General features: G+C 34.0%; 17 protein-coding genes. 11 read left to right on the top strand and 6 right to left on the bottom strand.

The genetic code is table 11. From position 1 onward, the window contains the following. Position 1 precedes the first annotated feature (1 nt). Entirely contained in the window at positions 2–1147 is a 1146-nt protein-coding gene (locus tag ACR9EA_RS03765) for a glycosyltransferase (RefSeq protein ID WP_435137737.1), read from the top strand. Between the two features lie 4 nt (positions 1148–1151). Here ACR9EA_RS03765 and ACR9EA_RS03760 read toward each other — a convergent pair whose 3' ends face one another. The 5 genes from ACR9EA_RS03760 to ACR9EA_RS03740 all read right to left on the bottom strand — a co-directional run bounded on the left by ACR9EA_RS03760 (position 1152) and on the right by ACR9EA_RS03740 (position 7234). Further along, positions 1152–2486 (bottom strand): O-antigen translocase, encoded by a 1335-nt coding sequence (locus ACR9EA_RS03760; protein WP_435137735.1) that lies wholly within the window; start codon positions 2484–2486, stop codon positions 1152–1154. Continuing rightward, positions 2487–3581 (bottom strand): DegT/DnrJ/EryC1/StrS family aminotransferase, encoded by a 1095-nt coding sequence (locus ACR9EA_RS03755; protein ID WP_435137732.1) that lies wholly within the window; start codon positions 3579–3581, stop codon positions 2487–2489. It abuts the gene before it with no gap. Further along, complete coding sequence (locus tag ACR9EA_RS03750) at positions 3578–4450, bottom strand: GNAT family N-acetyltransferase (protein ID WP_435137729.1); 873 nt, start codon at positions 4448–4450, stop codon at positions 3578–3580. Before ACR9EA_RS03750 ends, ACR9EA_RS03755 begins: the two co-directional genes overlap by 4 nt. A 435-nt stretch (positions 4451–4885) precedes the next feature. Continuing rightward, positions 4886–5791 carry a hypothetical protein gene (locus ACR9EA_RS03745; protein ID WP_435137726.1) on the bottom strand — a complete coding sequence of 302 codons (906 nt, stop codon included), beginning with the start codon at positions 5789–5791 and terminating at the stop codon, positions 4886–4888. Further along, the gene (locus ACR9EA_RS03740) at positions 5792–7234 is read right to left on the bottom strand and encodes an MBOAT family O-acyltransferase (protein ID WP_435137723.1); all 1443 of its coding nucleotides are present in this window, start codon (positions 7232–7234) and stop codon (positions 5792–5794) included. A gap of 193 nt (positions 7235–7427) precedes the next feature. Between ACR9EA_RS03740 and ACR9EA_RS03735 the strand changes: the two genes are divergently transcribed. Together ACR9EA_RS03735 and ACR9EA_RS03730 are read left to right on the top strand one after the other, a co-directional pair. Further along, on the top strand, positions 7428–8705 hold the full coding sequence (locus ACR9EA_RS03735) for a hypothetical protein (protein WP_435137721.1): 1278 nt from the start codon (positions 7428–7430) through the stop codon (positions 8703–8705). After that, a complete protein-coding gene (locus ACR9EA_RS03730) occupies positions 8702–9856 on the top strand; it encodes a glycosyltransferase family 2 protein (RefSeq protein ID WP_435137718.1) in 1155 nt (384 codons plus the stop codon). Before ACR9EA_RS03735 ends, ACR9EA_RS03730 begins: the two co-directional genes overlap by 4 nt. A 61-nt stretch (positions 9857–9917) precedes the next feature. On the opposite strand, the gene typA is transcribed toward ACR9EA_RS03730, so the two are convergent. Further along, positions 9918–11717: a translational GTPase TypA gene (typA, locus tag ACR9EA_RS03725; RefSeq protein WP_435137715.1), complete on the bottom strand. Its 1800-nt coding sequence runs from the start codon at positions 11715–11717 to the stop codon at positions 9918–9920. A gap of 391 nt (positions 11718–12108) precedes the next feature. On the opposite strand from typA, the gene kdsA reads away from it, so the two are divergent. From kdsA to ACR9EA_RS03685, 8 genes are all read left to right on the top strand, one after another. Beyond that, positions 12109–12927 carry a 3-deoxy-8-phosphooctulonate synthase gene (gene kdsA, locus ACR9EA_RS03720; RefSeq protein ID WP_435137713.1) on the top strand — a complete coding sequence of 273 codons (819 nt, stop codon included), beginning with the start codon at positions 12109–12111 and terminating at the stop codon, positions 12925–12927. Between the two features lie 17 nt (positions 12928–12944). After that, positions 12945–13802: a hypothetical protein gene (locus tag ACR9EA_RS03715; protein WP_435137710.1), complete on the top strand. Its 858-nt coding sequence runs from the start codon at positions 12945–12947 to the stop codon at positions 13800–13802. Positions 13803–13819: 17 nt separating this feature from the next. Continuing rightward, positions 13820–14620, top strand: a complete 801-nt coding sequence (locus tag ACR9EA_RS03710; RefSeq protein ID WP_435137708.1) for an META domain-containing protein — start codon at positions 13820–13822, stop codon at positions 14618–14620. A gap of 2 nt (positions 14621–14622) precedes the next feature. After that, on the top strand, positions 14623–15090 hold the full coding sequence (locus ACR9EA_RS03705) for a GNAT family N-acetyltransferase (protein WP_435137705.1): 468 nt from the start codon (positions 14623–14625) through the stop codon (positions 15088–15090). 75 nt (positions 15091–15165) lie between these two features. After that, positions 15166–15774: a hypothetical protein gene (locus tag ACR9EA_RS03700; protein WP_435137702.1), complete on the top strand. Its 609-nt coding sequence runs from the start codon at positions 15166–15168 to the stop codon at positions 15772–15774. 26 nt (positions 15775–15800) lie between these two features. Beyond that, positions 15801–16094, top strand: a complete 294-nt coding sequence (locus tag ACR9EA_RS03695) for a winged helix-turn-helix domain-containing protein (RefSeq protein WP_435137699.1) — start codon at positions 15801–15803, stop codon at positions 16092–16094. 54 nt (positions 16095–16148) lie between these two features. Beyond that, a complete protein-coding gene (gene creD / locus ACR9EA_RS03690; RefSeq protein WP_435137696.1) occupies positions 16149–17507 on the top strand; it encodes a cell envelope integrity protein CreD in 1359 nt (452 codons plus the stop codon). Positions 17508–17771: 264 nt separating this feature from the next. Further along, positions 17772–20171: a TonB-dependent siderophore receptor gene (locus ACR9EA_RS03685; protein WP_435137693.1), complete on the top strand. Its 2400-nt coding sequence runs from the start codon at positions 17772–17774 to the stop codon at positions 20169–20171. Positions 20172–20180: the final 9 nt, after the last annotated feature.

Genomic DNA, 20180 nt, shown 5'->3' with positions numbered 1-20180 from the left:
AATGAAAATCTTATTAGTAGGAGAATATAGCAGACTGCACAACTCTTTAAAAGAAGGCTTAGAACAGCTAGGGCATCAAGTTACTATTATAGGATTGGGCGATCATTTTAAGAATTTCCCTGTAGATATTCCATTTCATAATAATTATCAATCTGGGATTTCAAAATGGATTAAACGCATTGTTTTCAAACTCTTTAAAATCGATTTATTTTCGAAAAATATACAAGTGCAATTTAATAGCGTAAAACAACATCTTAAAGGGTTTGATATTGTGCAGCTTATTAACGAAAATACGTTTAACACCATTGCCGAAGTAGAACAAACGTTACTATCGTATATTTTTAAACACAACAAACAAGTGTACTTAATGTCCTGCGGCACGGACTATACAAGTGTTAAGTATGCGTTAGACAAAAAATTTAAATACTCAATTTTAACCCCTTACTTTGAAAAGAAAGAACCTGAAAAAGCATTTCTATACGCTTTAAAATTTAATACTGAAGCTTTTAAAAAACTGCATCAATATATTTTTAAAAACATTACCGGTGTTATTGCTTCAGATTTAGATTATCATCTGCCCTTGCTTGGGCATCCTAAATATTTAGGGGTGATTCCTAACCCCATAAATACTGATATATTACCCTTCAACCCTTTAAAAATAACCGATAGAGTAATTATTTTTCATGGGATAAATTCTTCAAAATATTATAAAAAAGGAAACGATTTTTTTGAAGCCGCCTTAAACCAAATTGTAAAAAAATATCCTAAAAAAGTAGACGTTATTGCAGTTTCAGATTTACCATACAACCAATACATCACTTCGTTTAACAAAGCCCATATTGTATTAGACCAAGTTTATGCTTACGACCAAGGCTTTAATGCATTAGAAGCCATGGCTAAAGGTAAAGTGGTATTTACGGGTGCCGAGCAAGAATGGTTAGATTTTTATAATTTAGGAGAAGATACCATAGCCATAAACGCATTGCCAGATGTAGATTATTTAGTTAAAAAATTAGAATGGCTTATTTTAAACCCGAGTAAAATTGAATCGATTTCTAAAAATGCCCGTTTGTTTATAGAGCAACATCACAACTACATTCAAGTGGCCAAGCAATATCTAAATACGTGGCATACGGCAACTAACTAAGCCGTTATTCTTCTTCTTCATCTTTATAATCGTCATCTAATAATTCATCTTCTGGAAGCACCCCAAAAAGAGACGAACTAAAAATAAGCAGAATTAAACCGTAGTACATAACGTAGGTTACAAAGTGCGCAATAGTAGCACCTTTAACACCGTATAAGTCGATAAAATAAATACTGGTAACATATAAAATAAGAACCGAGAAGGCTTCAGTTATTATATAATGCCAGAACATTTTTTTGGCTAAAAACTGATACGAAATGACTATAGACAAGACCTTTACAAAATCGCCTAAAAGTTGCCACAAAAACAAATCTTCGACAGGCTTAAATTCCGATGTAAACACTATAGCAACTATAAATCTGCGCAGTAAAAAGATAGACAATAATCCCAAAGCAAATACTGGAATAATGGTTTTATAAAACCCAAAAACCTCGGCCCTGAATTCTTTAACATTATCAATTTCCGAAAATCGCGGTAAAATATATAGCGACAATAATGAGCTTACAAACATTAAATAATATTTTGAAATCCTTATCATAGCTTCCCAAAAACCAGCATCTTTATATCCAATATTATCTATTATATAAGTTCTAATTGAAATAGCTACTAGCGGTAAAACTATGGCCGAAAACAAAGCCATTATAGAATAAGAACTCAGCTTTTTAACATATCCAAAATCGACATAACTCGCTTTTATTAACGGAATAAGACTACGTTGATTTACCACCCCAACCAAAGTGATTAAAAATATGATGGACTCTGCAATAACAATAGAAATTAAAGCCCCATCTATACGGTTTTGATAAATTAATATTAATGTAATGGAAGCCCCCAAAATCTGCCCAATTATATTTATAATAAGCAACATTTTGTACTTAGAATACCCGTTCATAATCGAAAAGGCAAACATATTCATAGAATAAAAAGGCAAGGCAATCGCCATGACTCGAATTACATAAGCATAATCGTTATACGTTGGAAAAATAAGATCGTTAATGTACTCGGCATTAAAATAGCAAAAAAACGACACCAAAATGGTAGCAATAAACCCGACATAAAACGAGGTCGACAAGGTTTTGGTAAGCTCTAAGGTGTTGTTTTTAAATTCAGCAATATATTTTACCACCCCATTATACATACCTAAAATAGCAAAAGATTGGGTAGAACTTACTAAGTTTCGTAAGTTCCCGATAAGCGCCAAACCTTCTGCACCAATAAAAATTGCAATAGCTTTTGAGGTTAAAAATCCAGCCACAATTCTGGTAATTACCGAAGCCGAATTTAAAGAAGCTACCTTAAAAAGAACGTTATTATTTATGTAGTTTATTAATTTTTTCAATTAATAGGCATTTAAAACTGTTAGTACTCTATCCACGTCATGTTCATCCATAACGGGGCTTATAGGCAAACTCACCACCGTGTCGTGAATATGCTCTGTTATCGGAAACTTTAAATGGTTATACACCTTTAAAGCTTCTTGCTTATGTGGAGGGATTGGGTAATGGATTAAAGTTTCGATTTGATGCTTTTTTGCGTACTCTACAAAATCGTTTCTGTGTGCTACCCGAACCACAAAAAGATGAAAAGCATGCGCTCTCAAATCTGAGCATAAAGGTAATATTATTTTACTATTTTTTAACTCTGTCAGGTATCGATTTGCAATTTTTCGACGAACGTCATTATCGGCATCCAAATCCTTAAGCTTTACAGTTAAAAACCGCGCCTGAACATCGTCTAGTCTCGAATTTACTCCCTGACGCACATTAACATATTTAGAAACCGAACCATAATTGCGTAATTGTTTAATTGTATCGGCTAAATCGTAATCGTTTGTACAAACAGCGCCGCCATCACCCAATGCGCCTAAATTTTTACTCGGATAAAAACTAAAAGCTGCGGCATGCCCTAGATTTCCAGCACGTTTACCACTAGCATTTTGGGCCCCGTGTGCCTGGGCTGCATCTTCAACAACAATTAAATCTTTTTTACAATCTGCAAGCGTAGCATCGTCTACCAATTGTCCGTATAAATGCACCAATAAAATGGCCTTGGTTTTTAATGTTTTTTGCTTCGCAATCTCGACATTTGTAATAGTATACGTTTCTAAATTAGGCTCTACAAACACAGGTTTTAAACCTGCCTGTAAAATGCCCAACACACTAGCAATAAAAGTATTTGCAGGCACTAAAATCTCATCACCAATTTGTAATTTACCTAAGGCGACATACCCTTTAAAAATTAAGCTTATGGCATCTAAGCCAGTACCAACACCTATGCTATAGGTTGTGCCGCAATAGTTTGCAAATGCATGCTCGAATTGGCTAACCCCTTGCCCTAAGATATAATGTCCCGAATTAAGAAACTCCTTAAAAACAGTTTCGAAATCGTTACGATAACGGTCGTTAATTTTATGTAAGTCTAAAAACTTAATCATACCCAAACATCATCTAACAATTTATAATTTTGAGTTTCTACCTTATAAAAATCTTGAGCCACGGCGTTGGCACCAAAACCTTCTTTCCAATACAACAAGCCTTTATTTAACTGTTTTCCATTATTCTCGTTAGAAATTCCGAAGTCGAAATATTGCTTATCCTTAAACACCTTGCTAATTAAATATTGATGCAATGCATCTAGACTCCCCAAAGTATTTTTTGAAGCATTAGCCGAAATATACTGAGAATGCGCTACGTGTTTACAATCAAAAATGGTGGTGCCCGCTACAATGTCTCCATTGTAATACACATTAAACTGACGAATTTGATTAGGAAACCTTGCTTTCAACATTTTAATTTCCTGTAAAGTATGTACTGGTTCAGTTTTATGTTTTTCTTGTAGATTCGGGATTAAAATATCATTCCAAAACGCTTCAAATTCATTGGTTTCCTTAATCTCTAAATGATGCTTTATGGCACGTTTACACCCCGCTATTCTATCTTTCGAAAATTGTATTGGGACTTGTAAATTAACCACAGAAAGCATATCGCGTCTATACAATTGGGCTTGTAATAAAAACATGGTGTACAACAATTCATCGCTCGCCACACTGGTATAAATAGAAGGCATTTGCTTAATTACCAACGTACCGATGTTTAGGCGATTTAAAAACTGTAACACCATTTTGAAGGCCTCTAAAATATCCTGAAATTTTAATGTGCGCTGGATTATAAGGCCGCCATAAGTTAAGCCTTGATGAGAATACAACGTTTGGCCGTTGTAATTTGCAGGAAGCAATGCTATAACTTTATCGTTTTTGAAAACCAATAACGAGTGGTCCTCAAACCTGTCGCTATGGTAATCCATAAAATCACGCCGAAACAAAAATGTTGCATTTTTAGCCTTGAAAGCAAAATCGTTCCAAAGTTCTTGATGCTGAGGCGTGTATTTAACAACTGAAAAAATAGGCTAGTTTTTAGATTTGAAAAACGAAAATACTAATTTTTCTTCAACAACAAATAGTAGAAATTAATAATCAAAATAGCACCATTAGTAATAATTATTGGCCAAGAGGTCTGCAACATAAAACCATAAATAACAAACAAAGCACACCCTACAGAATTTATAATTCTAAGTTTTATAACATCTTTCATTGTAAAAGACAGTAATAAAAAAGCTGAAGCCAAATACCCGACCCACTCGGTTATTGAAATACCCAATAGTTCCATATTAAAAATTAAATGATTAACAGACTGTTACAAGTTACGTTATTCAATTGTAAAACGAAGTACAAGCGTTTTATTATTTCAATAATTCCTGCAATTTTACACTTAGTTTTTTTGCACCTTGGGCGTTTAAATGATCTCCATCAAAAAAATCTTGAGCCGTAAAACTTTCATCATTTAAAAAATTTAGATAAGTGCACGTGGTGTATGTTGAATCTAAAAATTTACCGAAATCTTCTGTTTTTTGCCATTGGGTTTTATCCATGTAAGAGTTATACGACTTATAGCCTGGCAGAGTAATAACCACCAATTGAATATTTCTGGTTTCGCAAAACGCTGCTATTGCTTTAAAATTATCGGTATTAAAATGGTATTGACTTAAATCTGAAATGGTATGCCGTTGGGCCACATTAATCCCTGCTTGCTCTAAGTTCTCTGGTGGCGTAACATGTGCATTAATTCCCCAACCTGATTGGGTTATAGACGTTTCTGATACGCCCAATACATAATAGTTATAAATTCGATTTAAATTATTTTGAAGTTTTACACTCAATAATTCCGAATGCTGTTTAAACGTATAATCTTGTTGCAAATGAAAATACAAATTGTAATCTTTAAGTCGCCAAGCTTCATTCGTTTCTGACAATGTTTCGAATAATGATGCATAAGACAACCTAATAATAATCGTTTTTAAATTTGTTAACTGGTTTTGGTATTGCTGTAAAATAGCCCAATCTACATCTGGAGTTTGCGATACAAAACTGGCATTAAAAGCATTTCCTTTTAAATAATCGGGATTGATTCCATATAAACTGTGGGAGCTTCCTAAAATTAATGTTTCAATTGTGTTTGCATTGCTGCTTAAATACGCCGCCTTTTGCTTATAATCGTTAGGTATTTGTCTTAACAATACTTCTATAGCGCCACCTATAATCAATATAGGAGCGATAAAAATTACAAGTAATTTAAGAAATTGCTTCATTTAAAATTGAAAATAAATAAACTGTTGCGGTTTTGCGTAAAAATAGAAAATGAAAAACACCAATACGTAATAAAACCCCCAACGATATTTACGTTTCCAAGTCCCACCCAAAACTTCTATGCCGTAAGCATTTTGTTTACCAAACCATTCTATTGTCATAAACACAACAATTAAAACCATTAAATATAAAGCACCAACGCGATTTGCAAATTCTGGAATTGCAAATAAGGACCTAGAAAATATGCGTTGCAAATACCCTAAAGCCGAGCTTAAATCTTCTGCTCTAAAAAACACACGCACGATTACCAAAAACCCAAACGTTTTTAAAATACCTAAACCGGTTTGTATACTAGGTATTAATTCATTCTGATTTTGAATAATCTTTTTTTTACGCCCTCGAATAATATTGGGTAAAAAATGTAATCCGTTAATAAAACCATAAACCACAAATTTCCACGCGGCACCATGCCATAAGCCTATAACAATAAAAATTAAAAGCGTATTTCTTACTTGCATTACTTTGGTGCCCCTACTACCCCCTAAAGGAATATAAAAATAATCTTTAAACCAGGTGGTTAACGAAATATGCCAGCGCCTCCAAAACTCGGCAATGTTAGTAGCAAAATAAGGAAATGCAAAATTTTTAGATAAATTAAACCCGAATAATCGCGACACCCCAATTGCAATATCGGAATATCCTGAAAAATCGCAATAAATTTGAATGGTAAAGAAAAACGCACCTATTAACAATGCGCTGCCAGAGTACGCCTCGTGATTGCCAAAAAATTCGTCTACAAAAAGTGCACAATTATCGGCAATTACCATTTTTTTAAACAGTCCCCACAACGCTTGTTTCAATCCGTCTTTAGCTTTATCTACGCTAAAAACCCTTTTTGTTTCGAATTGCGGCAAAAGATCTCGTGCACGTTCAATTGGCCCTGCTACAAGCTGCGGAAAAAAACTTACGAAAGCCATAAAACTTATAACATTAGTAGTGGGCTCTAACCGCTTTTTATAAATATCTATCGTGTAACTTAAGGTTTGAAATGTATAAAAACTAATCCCTACTGGAAGTATAATATAAAGGGCGCTATACTGCAAACGCATTCCAAGAAATGAAAAGGCTTGAATAAAATTTTCGACAAAAAAATTAAAGTATTTAAAAAAACCTAGTAGTCCTAAATTGACAAAAACACTTAAAAACAACAAAACCCGCCTTTTGCTATCGTTCTGTTCTTTAAATATTAATAGCCCCAATGTAAAATCTACTATTGTGCTAAATAAAATTAAAGCTAAAAAACGCCAATCCCACCACGCATAAAATATGTAGCTCGCCACAACCACTAATATATTTTGTAATTTTAAACTGGTTTGAAAAACAAACCAATACAACACAAAAACTATTGGTAAAAAGACAGCAAAATCTAGGGAATTAAAAAGCATTAAGGATGTTTCGCATTATTTAATTAGTTTTAAAAGAAATCGAAAAAAACATTTTTTATTTCAGATCTCTTGATAAAGCTAAATCGTTTTGGCTACGAATATATAAAACTGTTGTGATAATGTTTTTAATTAAAATTTAATAGTTCGGTTTTAATCCTACCCTTTTCATATTACATTTGCTAAAAACAAGACATTGAGTTTAAAATTATCTCCAAAAGCATCACTTCTATCTATTATTGCCCCATATATAATTGCGTTTTTAGTTGTAATTGTTAAACCAATTGAAATTGTTAATGATTCTGAAGGGTATTTAAATATGGTAATTACTAGATCTGCGGGTTACCCTCTTTTTTTACACGGTATTAAACTTTGTTTTGGTACTTTTTTTAATACAGCTACAATTATTCTTCAATATGGTTTAGGAGTTTGTAGCATTTATTTTTTTATAAAAACCTTAAAAACGTGCTTTAACCTTCATGCCATTTGGTTATTCTTATTGAATATCATATTACTCGCACCATATTTTTACAATCACCATCTCGCTAACGTCTTTCTATCCGAAGCGCTTTCTTATCCGATTTATCTTATTGTTGTAGGGCTCATGTTACGAAGTTTAACACAAAAAGACGTTACATTCATTCTATATGCAATTCCTCTTTTACTCCTTCTCATACAGACAAGGAGTCAATTTCTATTTTTAATCCCAATTATTATTGGAATTATTTTATGGAATCATCGCTTAAAATACAAAGGACTTCTATTTTTATTGATTATTTTCCCATTCCTGTGTGGCTTTGCAGATAAATTATACCATAAAGTAGCGCATGATGAATTCGTTTCAACACCCTGGACAGGCATACATTTACTAACACCTGCAATGTATGTTTCGGATGCTTCAGATTACAACATTTATAATTCACAAAAAGCAAAAGCCTTATTTAAAAATAGCTATAAAGATTTAGCCAAAAAACATTTAAACATTCACGAGCTCAACCCCAATTTACATCACGAAAACGATCTTAGTATTTATGTTAAAGAGTATTCCGAAATTGCAAACTTTACTATTTTGCCTAACGGATTAGCATTAGCCGATAGCCTTGCAACACATTCTAAAAAATTAATAGAAGTTGATGTGCTTACAAAACAAATGTCGATTCCTTTAATTATAAATAATTTCAAAGCTTGGCTTAGTCTGTATATTAAAAATTTTATTCATGCTTTTGGAAATGCTAAATACACTTTACTACTTGTAATCATATTAGGGTTTAGCTGTATTAAAGCATACCAAACAAATGAAATAAAATATGTTACTATTTCGTGTATTGTACTTCTAAGTTTATCTAATGTCGCTTTAGTTGCCATAGGCATGCACACCTTAAAGCGTTTTACCTTTTATAACGATTGGGTATGGTTTCTCATTTTTATTCTATTAATCCATTCTGGTAACAAAACCTCCAAATACGAACTATGAATATAGAATTATCTATAGTAATGCCTTGCTTAAACGAAGCCGAAACCTTAGCAACATGTATAAAAAAAGCGCAGCAGTTTTTACAATCCAACAATGTTATTGGGGAAATTATTATTGCTGATAATGGAAGTACAGACGAATCTATAGCCATTGCCAACAACTTAAACGTTAAAGTTGTACCTGTAAAAGAAAAAGGATACGGAAGCGCATTACAAGGCGGAATACATGCTGCCCTAGGCAAATATATAATTATGGCCGATGCAGATGATAGCTACGATTTTTCGAACCTGATGCCCTTTTTAACGCAATTAAGAGCTGGATACGATTTAGTAATTGGCAATAGATTTAAAGGTGGTATACAAAAAGGGGCAATGCCTTTTCTACACAAATATTTAGGCAATCCTGTATTATCATTTATTGGACGGCTATTTTATAAAATTAAAATTGGCGATTTTCACTGCGGGTTAAGAGGGTTTTCTAAAAGTGCATATCTTAAAATGGAATTGACAACTCCGGGAATGGAATTTGCTTCCGAAATGATCGTAAAATCTCAACTCAAAGGACTATCCATCACCGAAGTTCCCACCCAATTATTTCCTGATGGCAGGTCTAGAAAACCGCATTTAAACACTTGGAAAGATGGCTGGAGGCATTTACGCTTTCTATCTTTTTACAGTCCAAAATGGTTGTTTTTATATCCTGCCGCACTATTAATTATAATTGGTCTATTAAGTTCTGTTAGGCTAGTTATTCGCCCTTTACACATTAATAATATTACCTTCGATATACACAGCTTACTGTATGCCTGTAGCGCCGTTTTAATAGGCTTTCAGTTTTTTATTTTTTATTGTTTAACAAAAGTATACGCCATCGAGAACAACCTGTTACCCAGAACCAATCGGTATTCCAAACTATTCAAGTACATTAATTTGGAACGCGGTTTAGTTTTAGGATTTGCTATTTTATTATGTGGATTATTTTTAAGTTTTTACGGATTAAATATTTGGCAAGACACAAATTTTGGAAGCCTAGAGCCAACAAAAACATTACGCATTGTAATCCCTGCTGTTTTTACTTTATTACTAGGCATACAAATTATTTTGTTTAGTTTATTTTTCAGCATTTTAGGATTAAAAAACAATTCTCGATAATTCATAAACAAAAAAGGAACCCTAAACAGGATTCCTTTTTTATTTTAAGCAGAAATTAATACTACAAACTCTTATTGCGCTTACGCTCTACTTCGGTTAATAGAATTTTACGAATACGTAAGTGGTTTGGTGTTACCTCAACGTATTCATCTTTCTGAATGTATTCTAAAGCTTCTTCTAACGAAAACTTAATAGCTGGTACAATTTTAGCTTTATCGTCTGCTCCAGACGAACGTACGTTACTTAATTTTTTAGTTTTAGTTACGTTAACCGTCATATCGTCGCCACGGGAATTTTCTCCAATAACTTGTCCTTCGTAAATATCTTCACCCGGATCGATAAAGAATTTACCACGCTCTTGCAACTTATCTATAGAATACGGAATGGCTTGTCCTTTTTCCATAGACACTAACGAACCGTTTTGACGTTCAGGAATACCACCCTTTACAGGTTGATATTCTTTAAAACGGTGTGCCATAATAGCTTCACCGGCAGTAGCGGTAAGCAACTGGTTTCTTAAACCTATAATCCCTCTAGAAGGCACTATAAACTCGCACACCATACGGTCGCCTTTGGCTTCCATACTTAACATTTCACCTTTACGTAAGGTAACCATTTCTATAGCTTTACCAGAAACTTCTTCAGGTAAATCGATAGTCATCTCCTCTACTGGTTCGCACTTTACACCATCAATCTCTTTAATGATTACCTGTGGTTGCCCAATTTGAAGCTCGTAACCTTCGCGACGCATGGTTTCTATTAACACCGATAAGTGTAATACGCCTCGACCGAACACTAAAAATTTATCGGCACTATCTGTCTCGTGAACACGTAATGCTAAGTTTTTTTCTAATTCTTTATTTAAACGCTCTTTAATATGTCTAGAGGTTACAAACTTACCATCTTTACCAAAAAACGGAGAGTCGTTAATGGTAAACAACATACTCATGGTTGGCTCGTCGATCGCAATTGTTTTTAAAGCTTCTGGGTTTTCGAAATCGGCTACTGTATCACCAATTTCAAAACCTTCTAAACCTACAATCGCACAAATATCGCCTGCTTGAACTTCGTCTACTTTTTTACGGCCAATACCTTCAAAAACGTGTAGTTCTTTAATTTTAGATTTTACAATGCTACCATCGCGTTTTACTAAAGATATATTCTGACCTACTTTTAATTCGCCACGGGTTAAACGTCCGATAGCAATTCGTCCTGTAAACGACGAATAATCTAACGACGTAATTAACATTTGGGTATTGCCTTCTGGAATTTTTGGCGCAGGAATATGGTCTATAACCATATCTAATAATGGCTCTATATTCTCTGTTTGCACTTTCCAATCTTCGCTCATCCAATTGTTTTTAGCAGAACCATAAACCGTTGGGAAATCTAACTGCCACTCTTCGGCACCTAACTCGAACATTAAATCGAATACTTTTTCGTGTACCTCTTCTGGTGTACAGTTTTCTTTATCTACTTTATTAACAACCACACATGGCTTCAACCCTAAATTGATGGCTTTTTGAAGTACAAAACGGGTTTGTGGCATAGGCCCTTCAAAGGCATCAACCAATAACAATACACCATCGGCCATGTTTAAAACACGCTCTACTTCTCCTCCAAAATCGGCGTGACCTGGGGTATCAATAATGTTGATTTTTGTGTCTTTATAAATTACAGAAACGTTTTTAGATGTGATCGTAATACCTCTTTCACGCTCTAAATCGTTATTGTCTAGGATTAAATCTCCTGTATTTTCATTTTCACGGAATAATTGACAGTGGTACATAATCTTATCTACCAAAGTGGTTTTACCGTGGTCTACGTGCGCAATAATTGCAATGTTTTTAATTTGAGCCATAATTGATGCCTAATTTAAGCGCGCAAAGGTACACTATATTTTGAGAATTAGAGAACTATATGTTATTATTTAAACATATAATAATTTTACGGGCTTATTTTATTTTAAATAGAACTGCAAATTTGCTAAAAATCTAAACACAATCAAACACCAAACACTATTAATCAACAACTTACACATTAAATAAAGCACTTCAATTATTTTCTCCCGATTAAGCATTTATCTTCTTCATTGTAAAATTTGCTGTTAAACAGCGTTTCATTTCGTGATTTTAAACACGCCAAGCCAACACCCTACTCGCTTTAACATTAGAAACACGAAACTAACTACCTCAATTTGTTTTATCGTGGCATTTGTATTTTAACTAACTTTGCAGCTTAAATTTATGCACATGACACTTTCAGATGTTCCTCAATTAAAATATACAAATTCCGACAATTTTTTTCTTCTATCTGGGCCTTGCGCTATCGAAGGCGAAGACATGGCACTTAGAATTGCAGAAAAAATTGTTTCTATTACCGATACCTTACAAATTCCTTATGTATTTAAGGGCAGTTTTAAAAAAGCCAACCGAAGTCGCATTGACAGTTTTACGGGTATTGGCGATGAAAAAGCCCTTAAAATTCTTAAAAAAGTTTCGGAAACCTTTGGCATTCCAACGGTAACCGACATCCACGAAGTGTCTGATGCTGCTATGGCGGCCGAGTATGTAGATGTACTTCAAATCCCTGCCTTTTTAGTAAGACAAACCGATTTAGTAGTTGCTGCTGCCGAAACCGGAAAAGTAGTAAACTTAAAAAAAGGACAGTTTATGAGTCCGGAAAGCATGAAACATGCTGTGCAAAAAGTAAAAGATTCAGGGAACAACAAAGCCTGGATTACAGATCGCGGCACCATGTTTGGCTATCAAGATATGATAGTAGATTTTAGAGGCATACCAACCATGAGGCAGTATGCTCCAACAGTGCTTGACGTAACACACTCTTTACAGCAGCCTAACCAAACCAGCGGTGTAACAGGCGGCAGACCAGATATGATTGAAACTATAGCCAGAGCTGGTATAGTAAATAATGTAGATGGTTTGTTTATAGAAACGCATTTCGATCCTGCCAATGCTAAAAGCGACGGTGCTAACATGCTTCATCTAGATCATTTAGAAACCTTATTAACACATTTAGTGGCGATTAGAAAAACAATAACCGCCTTTTAGATTTTCGCATTTTTATTATGAAATTCACACCTATTAAGTTTTTAATAGCAACTATACTATTGCCCATATTTAACCTAAATGCCCAAAACACAGACACATTAAAATACACTGCATCTAAAAAAGGGAAACTATTTATTAGTTGGGGAGGCAATCGCGAAAAATATTCAAAATCGGATATTACATTTACTGGAGAGCATTATAATTTTACACTTTACGATGTAAAAGCCCACGACAAACCTAAAGGGTGGCATATCGATTACATTAACCCATGTAGCATGACCATCCCACAAACCAATTTTAGGTTAGGGTATTTTATTAGCGACCATTACGCTATTTCCATCAATCTGGACCACATGAAATATGTAATGACCCAAAACCAAGTTGTTAGAGGTAATGGTTATATCGACATCCCCGAATCTGATGAAAGTTCTATTTATAACACGACTTTTAAAGACGACCCAGTGTATTTACATGAAGGTTTTTTAACATTCGAACATACCGATGGGCTAAACTATATATATACCGAGATTGCTAGGTTTGATGACATTTCTAAACTTTTCGGGATTACAAACACCGATATTTTTCAAATAAACCTTACAGAAAGTTTTGGTGGTGGCTTACTAGTGCCCAAAACCAATTCTAAATTATTGGTATACGAACGCCACGACGATTTCCACATTGCAGGATACGGCATCTCGACAAGTGCAGGATTAAATTTCACCTTCTTTAAACATTTCTTCATTCAAGGCGATTTAAGAGGTGGCTTTATAAACATGCCCGATATTAGAACATCTAATAACCCAAAAGATCGTGCCTCGCAACATTTCTTCTATGGCGAAACACAAATCTCTATTGGTGGTATTTTTAAAATATAATTCCTAACTTTAAAATCATGAAAGCAATTAGAATTTTATCCGTACTAGGCCTTAGTTTTTTAATGTTGAATTGTCAAGACACCAATAAAAACAAAGAAAAGATTAGCACAGCAATAGAACAACAATCTGAAACGATGCAACAAACCAACAGCGCACCTACAACTAAAAATCTGCCGTTTTTTAAAAGTGAGGGTAACGATTGGACGTTTGCTTTAAGCGCATCTGGAATGGAATTTTCGTCGCAAACCGAAGGCTTAAAAAGTGTACATTTTCCAATTACAGAACCTATTTTAGCAGCAGATGCCAACATTAAAATGTACCGTGCAGAAACCGAATCGGCAACCATTCAAGCCGAAATAAAAATGAAAGGATGCACGAATAACGACAGTATTAGTCCGTATAGCGTATCTATTAAAATTAAGCCCACAGGCAATACCGATTTCGAAAATTTTGAAGGTTGCGGTGCTTATATAACCGACTACAGATTACATGATATTTGGATTTTAGAAACTCTAAACGGTATTAAAGTCGAAACCGAAGACTTTAACACCGAACGTCCAAACATGGAAATAAACACAACCGAAAACACTTTTGCAGGTTTTGCAGGCTGTAATGCGATGCGAGGCGCTATTTTTTCGGAGCAATCTAAGCTGCGCTTTACCAATGTAATTACCACCAGAAAAATGTGCCTACCCACAAATAAAGAGCAAGAATTTCTTAAGGCCTTACAAGCGTCTACACATTTTAAAATCGAAAACAATCGCTTGTATTTATCAAACCCAAGTACAGAAACATTAGTATTTAAAAAAGTTGATTAGTTTTGAATATTTCCATCAGACAAGCCACAGCAAACGACATTCCTGAAATAACGGCGCTGTTTAAAGACACTATTACCAAAACTTGCGCTAAAGACTATAACGACAAGCAACTACAAGTTTGGTCGTCGGGAGCTTTCGAAACCGATAAATGGTTAGAACGCATTAACGATTATTATTTTATTGTTGCCGAAACCAGTAACACCATAGTCGGTTTTGCTTATCTTAAAAAAGGCTATTATTTAGATGGTCTTTTTGTGCATCCTAATTATTTAAGACAAGGCATTGCCTCTAGTTTACTACGCACAATAGAATCTAGAGTTATGATTGAAGACTACCCCGAAATTCGATCGGACGTTAGTAAAACAGCCCTTCCTTTCTTTGAAGCTATGGATTTTGTTGTTATTAAAAAACAAAATAAATCGCATAAAGGCCTAAACTTCCTGAATTATATTGTAGCGAAAGCACTTTAAAAAATGATCTTTTTCAATTAAAGTGTTGAATAAATGAAATTTATTTAATTACTTTGTTTTTCAAAGTACTTTTACATGGAATCAAATCATTACTTACAAGACATCGGAGAAATAAAACAATTAATGAATAAATCTACACGGTTTATTTCGCTAAGTGGTTTATCTGGAATTTTGGCTGGAATTTACGCTCTTATAGGGGCTAGCGTTGCATTTTGGTTAGTCGACAACTTTAGCCATGGCACTTTAATTTTAGATGGCAAAATATTCAAACTTATCATTTTGGATCTTATTTTAATTGCTGGGTTAAGTATAATTACGGCTATCTACCTTAGTATTCAAAAGGCTAAAAAAAAGGGAGAAAAAATATGGGATAGCACCTCTAAAAGATTACTTATTAATTTTGTTGTGCCTTTATTAACTGGAGGCTTATATATTTTAATTATTCTAGGACAACAAAAATATGGACAAACAGCTGCTCTGATGCTCATTTTTTATGGATTAGCCTTAATAAACGCTTCTAAGTATAGTATTGGAAATATTAGAACTTTAGGTTATGTAGAACTTTGTTTAGGTTTAATCTGTGCCCTTTTACCGGGATATGGATTTTGGCTTTGGGTTATAGGGTTTGGTGTTATGCATATTATTTATGGAACATGGATGTATTATAAGCACGATTTAAAATAATAATTGAATAGTAACACCATAAAAATATGGGTATAATAAAAAATTTAAATAAATCGTTCGATCATAGAATACGTCTTGGAATTATGTCGGTTTTAATGGTAAATGAATACGCCGACTTTAAAACCCTAAAAGATTTGCTTGATGCCACAGATGGTAATCTTGCAAGCCATATTAAAGCTTTAGAAAAAGAAGAATATATTAAAGTTGAAAAGCAATTTATAGCCAGAAAGCCCAACACAAGATATAGTGCCACAACATTAGGAACAGTAGCGTTTAAAAAACATATTGAAGCCCTTGAAAATTTAATTAATAAACAATAACTATTTTTTTTATCAATCAACTTTGATTTTCAAAGTACTTTAAAAATTTATATCATGAATAATAACAATGTTACACAACAGTCTAAATTCGGAAATTGGTTAAAATCGTCAAAAACTGCTAAAATGGTATCGGTGGGTGTTTTAATTCTAATCCTTTTAATTCCGTTATCATATATTAAAGAGTTAATAAATGAACGCGCGGATAGGCAAAAAGCCGTAACCCGAGAGATAAACACAAAGTGGGGTGAAGATGTTTGTGTTTATGGCCCCATTTTAAAAGTGCCTTATAAAACTTATAATACCATAACCATGGTAGACGATAAATTAAACACAACAACCAAAGAAACTAAAACAATTATAAAATATGCATATATTTTTCCCGAGGAGTTAGATGCAAAGGTTAATGTAAAATCAAAAACACTTAAACGAGGTAACTATCAATCTGCCGTGTATACTTCAACTACAAACTTTTCTGGCATGTTCCCAGAAATAAACCTAGCCAATAAAGATATTAGCACAAACGATATTGTATGGGATAAAATTACTGCTGTTATAAAAACCACCAATCTAAAAGGCATTAAAAATGAAGTCACTTTAAATTTAAATTCAAAAACGTACCCCTTTCAAACCAACTATTCAGAAAACAAAAACAAAGGCCATTTAGATGCATTAGAATCTGACTTCTTAAATATAAGTAACCAAAAAACATTACATTTTAATGTTCAAATAACATTTAATGGAAGTGAACAAATTACAATTGTTCCCATAGGAAAAACAACAACAATGAGCATGGTTTCCAATTGGGCAAACCCAAGCTTTATAGGCAACTATTTACCAGACGATAATAATAAAACCATTACGGCCGAAGGATTTAATGTAAATTGGAAAGTACTACACATAAACAGGGCCTTCTCGCAAGTATACCTAAATACTGTACCTAACCTCAACGCTTACGCCTTTGGAACAAAATTTATGATAATGGTTGATGAATATCAAAAAAGTGAACGCTCTGCCAAGTATGGTTTTCTAGTTATCGCATTAACTTTTCTGGTATTCTTTTTAATACAGACCTTAAGCAAAATTAACATCCATCCTTTTCAATATTTAATGATTGGGCTTGCTTTAACTATGTTTTACACATTACTCATTTCTATATCCGAACACAGCAATTTCCTTACTGCATATTCTATAGCAACTCTATCTGTTGTTATTCTAATAAGTTGGTATTCTAAATCTATATTAAAAACAATTAAATTTACAAGCTTCATAAGCATCGCGCTAAGTGCGCTCTATATTTTTATTTTTGTGATTATACAATTAGAAAACTATGCTCTGCTAGTAGGTAGCATTGGTTTGTTTTTTATTTTAACTTCTGTAATGTTTATATCGAGAAAAATAGATTGGAATAATTAATTAAAATATCAACAACCAACAACAGCTTTTTTCGTTGTTGGTTGTTCTAATTACTTAAAACCGTATTTCACACTTAAAAAATATAAAAAGAAGGATTTTATATCCTTATTAGTAATTCATCAATACTAATAAACCCACCTCATTATCAATCATGAAGCTATATTTATTTAAAATAATTTTAAATAAGCTTTGTTCTTACTAAAAGCTAGTCTATTTTTGCCAAAAAATTTAACAATTATTAATAATTAGTCTAAATAATAATTAATGAAAAATTTACTAAGCTTAACATTCTTATTTTTTACATCTTTAATAATACATGCACAACAAAACGTGCAAGGTACTATTACAGATATTAACAACGAACCTATAGTAGGTGCAAATATCATTATAAAAAACACTACCCACGGTAGTCAATCGGATATCGATGGGCGGTTTAACATAAACTATGTCGAAGCAGGCCAACACATTGCTGTGGTATCGTATTTAGGATACAAAACAAAAGAAGTGCCTTTTACCTTAACAACTACAGACCTTACCTTACCTACAATTGTACTTTACGAAGGTCAGGAAATTTTAAATGAAGTTGTTATTGATGGCGAAAGACACAACAAATTCTCTAGAAAACAAACTGCCTATGTAGCGAAATTACCTTTAAAAGATTTAGAAAACACACAGGTTTACACCACGGTAACTACAGATTTATTAGAATCGCAAATCACTACCAGTTTCGAAGATGCTCTAGAAAATGCTACAGGTGTTCAACAATTATGGACTTCTACTGGTCGAGGCGGCGATGGTGCTGGTTATTACTCGTTACGTGGTTTTAGTGTGCAACCGCAGCTGGTAAATGGTTTACCAGGGTTAACCAACGGAACTATAAATGCTGCAAACATAGAACGTATAGAGGTTATTAAAGGCCCTTCGGCTACCTTATTTGGTAGTAGCGTAACCTCTTATGGCGGGTTAATAAATGTAGTTACTAAAAAGCCTTACAAAGGTTTTGGCGGACAAGTATCGTATACTGGAGGGTCTTATGGATTAAATGTAATTACAGGGGATTTTAACACTGCTTTAGATAAGAATGAAAATATTTATTTCCGTTTAAACACCTCTTACCATTCCGAAGACAGTTTTCAAGATGCAGGCTTTAGAAAGTCGTTTTTTGTAGCACCATCCTTATCGTACCAAGTAAACAACAGATTGTCGTTCTCGTTTTACGGAGAAATTTCTCAGGCCGAAAAAACAAATCCTACCATGTTGTTTGTTAGCCGTGGCGCCCCAATGCAATACGATAGCTTAGACGATTTAGGATACGATTACAAAAAATCGTATACCAGTAATGCACTTACTTTAGAAAACCCAACTCAAAATTACCGCGTAGAAATGGACTATAAAATTTCAGACAGTTGGAACTCTCAAACCTTAGTCTCAAAAAGTGCGACATCTACAAAAGGGTATTATACCTACCTATACGATTTAACTGGAGAAGGTATTTTTACACGTTACCTTAACAAACAAAATGCTTCAACTCAAACAACAGACATACAACAAAACTTTATTGGCGACTTTAAAATAGGAAGCCTTAGAAACCGTATGGTTGTAGGCTTAGATTTTTATACCGTTACAGGCATAGATAATGGTAGTACCTATGTAGGTTATGGCGCTGTAAACCCAAAAGAAGGCACAGAAGAAGCTGGCTTTCCTTTAACAACTGCTGGTGTAGATGCTGCCTTAGCAAATGCAGGAATTAACTACAACAAAACACGCTCTAACATCTATAGTGCTTACGTGTCCGATGTATTAAACATTACCGAGTATTTATCGGCTATGGCTAGTGTACGTTTCGATTTCTTCGACGAAAAAGGAAATATTGCAACAGATGATGATAATTACGACCAGTTTGCTGTATCTCCTAAATTTGGTTTATTATTTCAACCTATTCAAGATAAATTATCTGTATTTGCAAACTGGCAAAATGGGTTTACAAACGTAGCGCCTCAATTAGTAGGCAACCCAGATCTAGATATTAATCCGGAAGGACAAGTACTTAAAACCTTTAAACCAGAACATGCTAACCAATGGGAAGTTGGTGTTAAAACAAACTTTTTTAACAACCGTTTAAACGCTACTGTAAACTATTACAACATTCTTGTTGGAAATCGTTTAATGACAGACCCTAACGATCCTTTTGGCAAGATACAAGACGGAGAGGTGTCTAGTAAAGGATTTGAATTGGAATTAAATGCCAACCCTGTTAATGGATTAAACTTACGAGGAGGCTTCAGCTATAACGATAGCGAAGTAACAAAATCGGACAACCCAGATGCCATTGGCGAACGTCCGCTAGAAGCAGGATCGGACATACTTTATAACCTTTGGGCCGATTATCATTTTGAAACTGGAGCCATTAAAGGATTTGGTATTGGCGCCGGATTTAATGGTGGTAGCGAACGCGACATCATGAACCCTAGCTCTAGTCCGTCAGGAAACCTTTCAGTACCTAGCTATTTTGTTGCTAATGCCTCTATTTACTATGCCGCAAACAAATACCGTGTTGGACTAAAATTGAATAATGCTTTTAACGAAGAATATTACAATGGTTGGTCTACAATTACACCACAACAACCTAGATCTGTTTTAGCTAACTTTGCATTTAAATTTTAATTAAAACAT

Source organism: Formosa sp. A9 (assembly GCF_051200825.1).
Classification (GTDB): domain Bacteria; phylum Bacteroidota; class Bacteroidia; order Flavobacteriales; family Flavobacteriaceae; genus Formosa.
This window is presented reverse-complemented; position numbering and strand designations above follow the sequence as displayed.